The following is a 6,589-nucleotide window of genomic DNA, read 5'->3' as shown; positions in this document are numbered from 1 at the left end:
AAGTCTTTTTTGAAAAAAATAGGTTTATTGTTAACAGGAGAAAAAATAGGCAAGAAAAAAGCACACATCAAAATGACATGTGCTTTCGGATTTTTTCTTAACTAAGTGGCATTGCCCGCGTGCGGGGGGACAATAAAAAGAGGGGGGACCCGGGGCCGCCGAGGGGCCCCTATATATGCAGCACGTCCTTAAATGCCTTGATATAATGTCTCGACACCGGCACTTTCTGCTTTTCGTAGCTGGTCATGGTGAGGAGAAGGGTGCCGTTGTCCTGGGGCTGGATTTCGTGAATCATCGAGAGGTTCACGATGTAGCCCTTATGGGTACGGAAGAAGCCCAGGGGGGTGAGGAGGTTTTCTATGTCCCGGAGGGTCATCTTAGATTCTACTATACCATTGGTGGTGTAGAAAAGGGAACGGTCCGATTTTTCCGTACACACCAGCACGATTTCCTGGGAGGGGGAAATCATGAGGGTTTTATTTCTTGTCTGGATGGATACCTTCTGGGAGGAGACCTTCACTTCCCCCGGCACCGTTTTTTTCCGGAGGAGGGAGAGGCTGTCGGAGAGCCTTTCGATGGTGCGGCGGATGCGGGTGTCGGAGTAGGGCTTCAGGATGTAGTCGAAGGCCTCCAGGTCGAAGGCCTGCAGGGCAAACTGGCTGTACCCTGTGGCGAAGACGATTTTCAGAGGCAGATCCATTTTAAGGATTTCCTTGGCGCACTCCAGCCCGTTCATCATGGGCATTTCGATGTCCAGGAAAAGGATGTCCACATTGGGGTGGGTCTTTAGAAACTGCAGCACTTCCCGTCCATTGGTGCATTCGCCCACCATCTTGATGCCGGGAATGGCGGACAGTTCATACTTCAGCTCTCCCCGGGCAGGGAGCTCGTCATCTGCAATCAGCGCTTTGATTTCTTCCATGATGTTCCTTTCTCAGACCTTCTGTGGTGCCTTGCGGGGCAGCACGATGGTTTGTGTAATCGTATCCTCTTCCGCTTTCGGAGATTCGACCTTCTTTTCAATTTTTGGGATATTGGCAAACACCAGGGTGCCCTTGTTTTCCTTACTTACGATATGAAGGCCGCAGGCGCTGCCGAAGAGGGAGATGAGCCTCTGGTGTACATTGATGAGCCCGATCTGGTCACGGCGCTTATGGTCGATGAGGAGCTTCTTCCTCTTCTTCGCCGATATGCCGATGCCCGTATCCAGCACGTAAATCTTGAAATACTTCGGGTGCTCGATGAGCCCCACCTTGATTTTCCCGCCCTCCGGCCGTTTGAAAATGCCGTGAATCACTGCATTTTCCACCAGGGGCTGCAGGAGCAGCGGCGGCACCTGGATGGAGTCCAGCTTATCCTTCGGGAAATCGTAGGTAATCTGCAGCCTGTCGCCGAACCGCGCCCGTTCCAGCTCCGTGTAGCATTCGATCACATGAAGCTCCTCGGACAGGGGGATAAGCCGGGATGGATTATTCAGGCTGTGGCGGAAATAGTCGGACAGATACTGGATGAGCTTCCTTGCCGTGTCCGGGTCGCTCCGCACATAGTAGCTGATTGTATTTAATGTATTATATAAGAAATGGGGGTTAATCTGCGCCTGCAGCGCCCGGATTTCCGCCTCCGCCAGCAGATTTTCCTCCTCCTTCATCTTATCGTACTCGTAGATGGCCTCCATCACATGGCAGATGCCGTGGAGGAATTCGATACCCATCTTCGTAAACGTATCCCCCTTGCTCTTGGCGGCGATAATCCAGCCCACCGTCTCATCCTTGTAAGTGACAGGCAGAGTTATCAGGTGGGGCATATCCGGCAGCGTCTTCTGCAGCTTCAGAATGGCGATTTCCGCATCCCCCTGGGTCACATCCGCTTCTGTCTTGTAATTGGTGCGGGTGTAGAACACCTCCTTATAACAAACGGCAGTCCAGATGAGACTGGGCAGGGAAGAAATCATGAGCTCCGTGATTTTGGAAATATTGGTATCGTTGAACCCGTCATGAAGCGTGGCAAAGAGCGCCGCCACCGCATCGAACGTATTCTTCGTAGTCTGTGTCTTCTCCGAATCCCGCTGGTGGATAAAGAACTCGATGACCATGTAGAAAAGAGAAACAGCAATGGTATTCGTCACAATGATAGGCAGGGACAGGGCAAAGAAATCCTCCGGATGGCTGGTGGTAGCAGGGAAAGTAAGGAACGCATAGAACAGCCAGAAAAGAAGCTCCAGGATGAAGGCATCCAGAAAAGCCCACATCCATAACTGATGATGATGCTTCTTCAGCCGGCGGGACATGAACCCCGCCGCAATCCCCTGGATAATGGTGAGCCCCCCGTGGATAAAAGCGGCGTCCGTATGGATAAAGAAAGCCCGGTGGAACCCGGTAATCACACCGGTCACCGACCCCACTACCGGCCCTCCGATAAAGCCCGCCAGGATAATGCCTACCGCCCGGAAATTGATAATCCCCCCGCCGGCCCGCACATTCCAGTACGTGCCGCAGATGGCAAGGATGGAAAAAAGGATGATGAAAAGAACCATGTGCCGCCGGCTGAAATGCTTGGCAGAAATGGCTTCACGGAAAAAAGTGGTGCGGCATATGAGGAGCAGAAGAAGAAGGAAAATGGAAATGCCGAACCATACATGCTGTACGCCGATAATCCATGAGGAATTCATACTATCATCCTTTCGCTAGGGAAAAGTGGGGGAGGGGCACCAGGGTTAGTGCCGAAAAACTCGTTTCCCCTTGAGGGGAAGTGCCGCGAAGCGGCAAAAGGGTGTAGGAGGTGGAGCAAAGAGATGAGAGGCTAATGCTGGCCTGACCACCGAAAGGCGGCCTGCTTTGACATGGAGTGTCATTTGAGGCTCTTACCGTGGAACACCCCCGCGCCACTTCGTGGCCCTCTCTGCCCCGGTGGGAAGCGTGTCACTTCAAGGGGCGCAAGGGGTAGCGGCGCATTTCACCTCTGTCTATCTCACGGAGGCACAGGGGCGAGGAGCGATTCCTCTCTTAATTCATAGACAAAATTCATCATATAAATGATAATTCATAACCACAAAACTATGAATCTTCCAATCAATGCATTTCCTTTGCATCTTACCCCCTGTTTCCTGCATCTCGCCTCATAAACTTTTAATTTTTAAAGGAAACAGGGTATACTATGGCTGAAGGAAATCAAAGGATTTTTGATAAGTCCTATTTGCTTTTATTATAACAAATAGATGACTGCAAAGGTCCAAGTTTTTTGAAAAACAGAAGCCCAGGATGAGGGCAGGAACTCCTGTTTTTCAGAAGAAAGGAAGGGTTATTATGATTATTTACGGTGTTGCTCTGCTGGCCGGCTGCTACATGGCCGGAAACATCATCGGTGATGTGCTGGGGGCGCTTCTGGGCGTGAAGGCAAATATCGGCGGCGTAGGTTTCGCCATGCTGCTCCTCATCATCATCTCCACCTGGGCTATCCAGAAAGGATACATGAAAGCGCCGGAAGAACAGGGCATCAAATTCTGGAGCGCCATGTACATCCCCATCGTGGTTGCCATGAGCTCCATCCAGAACGTGGCAGCAGCTCTGTCCGGCGGCGTGGTAGCTGTACTGGGCGGCGTACTGGCAGTGGCTATCGGCTTCCTGCTCATTCCGGTTCTGTCCAAGAAAAATGTGGAAGCCCCTGTATCGGACAGCGAACTGGCCAAAGATCACAAATAAGGAGGGAAAATCATGGATATTGCAGCAATGATCACAAAATTATTCGTTAAAAACGGCATGGTTTTCGCCTTCATGCTTCTTGGCGTCATCATGTTCGTAGCTTACAAACTGGGCGGCCTCACCAAGGGCCGTGTACATGGCAGCGCCATTGCCATCTTCCTGGGCCTGGTACTGGCCTACATCGGCGGCGCAGTCACCGGCGGAAGCAAGGGTATCGCCGACGTTCCGCTCTTCGCAGGCATGGGCCTGGTGGGCGGCGCCATGTTCAGAGACTTCGCCATCGTTTCCACTGCCTTCGGTGCCGACCTTCATGAAATCAAGAAAATCGGCTGGCGCGGCGTAGCTTCCCTTTTCATCGGAGAATTCATCTGCCTGGTGGCAGGCATTGCCGTAGCGTATCCCTTGGGATACACCAGTGCCGTTGACCTCGTGACCATCGGCGCCGGCGTAGCTACCTTCGTCGTAGGACCGGTTACCGGTGCAGCTCTGGGCGCTTCTTCCGAAGTCATCGCCATCTCCATCGCAGCAGGCGTAGTCAAATCCGTACTGGTTATGGTGGTTACCCCCTTCGTGGCTAAACCCCTCTCCATTAATAATCCCCAGTCCGCTATGGCATTCGGCGGCATCATGGGCACCACCTCCGGCACCGCAGCCGGCATGGCAGCTGTAAACCCGAAGCTCGTTCCCTACGCAGCTATGACCGCTACCTTCTACACCGGCCTGGGATGCCTCCTCTTCCCCTCTGTATTCTACTTCCTGACCACCCTCTTCTTCTGAGGCAGTCATAGTCATTACTATCCATTCCGGCTAAGCGCTCCGGGATTAAAAAACGGTCCCATCTCTCACAGGAGGCGGATCCGGAATGATTCCCTTCCTTTTCGGGCACGGGGCACCAGGGTGGTGCCCCATACCTGAAAAAAGAAAAGGATACCATAACAATAAAAGAACCTGTATAATGGAAAAGCCTGCCGACTTTTGAAAGCTCTGCAGGCCCTTACACTGTAATTCTATTTCATAAGAAAGGATTGATATTATGTTGGAAATCAAACCGAGCAATAAAAACTGGCATACCAGAGGCGACGACACCGCTGCCCGCATTGCAGCAGCCGCTCCCTATGCCGATGGCAAAATCGTAGACCCCGCCAATACAGTCAAAGTACTGGAAGCAGTCCTCCGCCCCGGCGACAAAGTAAACATCGAAGGGGACAACCAGAAACAGGCAGACTTCCTGGCTAAGAAACTGTGCGAAGTGGATCCCGCCAAAGTGCATGACCTCCACATGATTCAGTCCACCCTCTCCATTCCGGAACACCTGGACGTATTTGAAAAAGGCATTGCCCGTAAACTGGACTTCGCCTATGCAGGCAGCCAGGGCAAACGCCTTGCCCAGATGGTACAGAACGACGGCATCGAACTGGGCGCCATCCACACCTACCTGGAAATGTACTCCCGCTACTTCATCGACCTGGTGCCCAGAGTCTCCCTCGTCTGCGCCGACGCAGCCGATAAAGAAGGAAATATCTACACCGGATTCTCCACAGAAGATACACCGGCCATCGTAGAAGCCACCAAATTCAACCAGGGCATCGTCATTTTCCAGGTCAACAAAATCGTGGACAAACTCCCCAGAGTGGACATCCCGGCTGACTGGGTAGACTTCGTCATCGAAAGCCCCACCCCCTACATGCTGAACCCCCTCTTCACCAGAGACCCCGCAAAGATTACGGACGACCGCATTATGAAAGCCATGATGGCCATCAAAGGCATCTATGCTGAATATGGCGTCAAAGTCCTCAACCACGGCGTAGGCTTCGATACTGCTGCCGTAGAACTTCTCCTCCCCACCTTCGGCGAATCCCTGGGACTCAAAGGAAAAATCTGCACCCACTGGGTACTGAACCCGCACCCCACCCTCATCCCTGCCATTGAAACAGGCTGGGTTGAAGCAGTCTACTCCTTCGGTTCTGAAGTAGGCATGGAAGAATACATCAAAGCCCGCCCGGACATCTTCGCCATCGGACCGGATGGAACCATGCGCTCCAACAGAGCCTTCTGCCAGGCAGCAGGCCACTACGCTGCCGATATGTTCATCGGCTCCACCATGCAGATCGATAAATACGGCAACTCCTCCACCGCCACCAAGAACAACGTAGCAGGCTTCGGCGGCGCTCCAAACATGGGCTGCGACGCCAAAGGACGCCGTCACGTCACCCCCGCATGGCGGAAAGCCGGCGAAGAAGTGGCCAATCGCTTCGAACTCATGGGCGACGCAAACCGCGGCAAGAAACTGGTAGTCCAGATGATTACCACCGTCTCCGCCAAAGGCTTCCCGGGCTTCGTAGAACAGCTTGACGCCGTAGCACTGAAAAAGAACGCCAACCTGGACCTCGAACCCATCATGATCTACTCCGACGACCTTACCCACATTGTCTCCGAAGTAGGTATCGCCTATCTGCACAAGTGCCGCAACATGGAAGAAAGAATGGACGCTATCCGTGCCGTAGCAGGAAACACCGAAGTAGGCAAACTGGAAAATCCGGAAATCACCAAGAAACTCCGTAAAGAAGGCATCGTAAAACTGCCCGAAGACTTTGGCATCAACCCTGCTGAAGCCACCAGAGACCTCCTGGCTGCCAAGAACATGAAAGACCTGGTAGACTGGTCCGGCGGCCTCTACAACCCACCGGCTAAATTCAGAAACTGGTAATATGGAAATAAGAGAAAATAAAAATCGCTCCTCAATGGGGCGATTTTTTTGCTGTTTATTGTCCCACCGCTTGCGGGGAAAGGTAGTGCCGCAGGCACCAAAGGGAGAGCTTCCGTAATGCATTAAGTGATATAAGAAGCAGTAGGGAAAGCACGTAACGTTAGGGAAGCACTGATTCATTCAT

Annotated in this window: 5 protein-coding genes; 3 read left to right on the top strand and 2 right to left on the bottom strand. The window is 52.6% G+C overall.

The window, feature by feature from the left end:
* Window positions 1–169 precede the first annotated feature (169 nt).
* Entirely contained in the window at window positions 170–922 is a 753-nt protein-coding gene (locus tag B2Y11_RS00745; RefSeq protein ID WP_291054841.1) for a LytR/AlgR family response regulator transcription factor, read from the bottom strand.
* Window positions 923–934: 12 nt separating this feature from the next.
* A complete protein-coding gene (locus tag B2Y11_RS00740; protein WP_291054839.1) occupies window positions 935–2,668 on the bottom strand; it encodes a histidine kinase in 1,734 nt (577 codons plus the stop codon).
* 634 nt (window positions 2,669–3,302) lie between these two features.
* Between B2Y11_RS00740 and madL the strand changes: the two genes are divergently transcribed.
* From madL to mdcA, 3 genes are all read left to right on the top strand, one after another.
* A complete protein-coding gene (gene madL / locus B2Y11_RS00735) occupies window positions 3,303–3,698 on the top strand; it encodes a malonate transporter subunit MadL (RefSeq protein ID WP_291054838.1) in 396 nt (131 codons plus the stop codon).
* Window positions 3,699–3,710: 12 nt separating this feature from the next.
* The gene (gene madM, locus B2Y11_RS00730) at window positions 3,711–4,475 is read left to right on the top strand and encodes a malonate transporter subunit MadM (RefSeq protein ID WP_291054836.1); all 765 of its coding nucleotides are present in this window, start codon (window positions 3,711–3,713) and stop codon (window positions 4,473–4,475) included.
* A 256-nt stretch (window positions 4,476–4,731) separates the two neighbouring features.
* Window positions 4,732–6,405, top strand: a complete 1,674-nt coding sequence (gene mdcA / locus B2Y11_RS00725) for a malonate decarboxylase subunit alpha (RefSeq protein ID WP_291054833.1) — start codon at window positions 4,732–4,734, stop codon at window positions 6,403–6,405.
* Window positions 6,406–6,589 lie beyond the last annotated feature (184 nt).

The organism is Dialister sp. UBA1703, from assembly GCA_002320515.1.
Classification (GTDB): domain Bacteria; phylum Bacillota; class Negativicutes; order Veillonellales; family Dialisteraceae; genus Dialister.
Note: the sequence above shows the minus strand (reverse complement) of the source record. Positions and strands in the feature narration are given on the sequence as shown.